General features: G+C 50.1%; 1 protein-coding gene. It reads left to right on the top strand.

Annotated elements, in window-relative coordinates; translation table 11 throughout:
- Positions 1 to 988, top strand: a 988-nt coding sequence (locus KT99_RS19885; RefSeq protein WP_040572255.1) for a M14 family metallopeptidase, incomplete at both ends; no start/stop codon positions are given.

The following is a 988-nucleotide window of genomic DNA, read 5'->3' as shown; positions in this document are numbered from 1 at the left end:
GGTTGGATAAACTCGTAGCCCAAACAGACAAATTAAACAAGGTTAGCCTAGGTAAGAGCCCACAAGGACGGGATATCTGGATGATCATAGCCTCGAGCGAAGGTGCCGATACTCCAGCAGTATTAGCCGAGAACGGTAAGCCTAGCGTGCTGGTTCAGGCGGGGATTCACTCGGGCGAGATCGACGGTAAAGACGCGGGTATGATGTTACTGCGTGATATCGTTCTGGGTAATAAAGGTGCACTACTCGATAATGCCAACTTGTTGTTTGTACCTATTTTCAGTGTCGATGGCCACGAGCGCTCAAGCCAATACAATCGGGTAAACCAACGCGGCCCGGTAAATATGGGCTGGCGTACAACAGCTAATAACCTCAATTTAAACCGCGATTATGCCAAGGCCGATACATTAGAGATGCAACATATGCTACAAGCCATCAACGAATGGCAACCCGATCTCTATATCGATATACACGTCACCGATGGCATCGACTATCAGTATGATGTGACCTTCGGCTATAACCTACCACAGGGACTCAGCCCTGCTAGCTATGCCTGGTTAGAGAAGAGTTACCGTCCCGCCATCGAGTCGGCTCTCACTCGCCAAGGCCATATTCCCGGCCCCTTAGTCTTTGCCATAGATAACACAGATATCACTAAAGGCATGTCGCTGTGGAATCCCAGCCCTCGTTATTCCAATGGCTATGGTGATGCCAGACACCTGCCGACTATCTTGATAGAGAACCACAGCCTCAAACCCTACAAGCAGCGAGTGCTAGGGACCTATGTGATGCTCGAAGCGACACTGAAAATAGTGGGCCAGCAGGCCACTAAACTAAAATCAGCCATCAAGCAGGATAAATTCCGCTATCCGCCCAGAGTGACACTCACCTGGAAACAGGTGCAACAGAAGCAAAGCTGGGACTTTAAGGGCATGGAATACCGCATGGAAGCAAGCCCGATCAGCGGCAACGAGATCGTCAGATGGAT

Source organism: Shewanella benthica KT99 (assembly GCF_000172075.1).
In the GTDB taxonomy this organism is placed as follows: domain Bacteria; phylum Pseudomonadota; class Gammaproteobacteria; order Enterobacterales; family Shewanellaceae; genus Shewanella; species Shewanella benthica_A.
The sequence above is the reverse complement of the archived record's forward strand: the minus strand, read 5'-3'. Positions and strand labels throughout refer to the sequence as shown.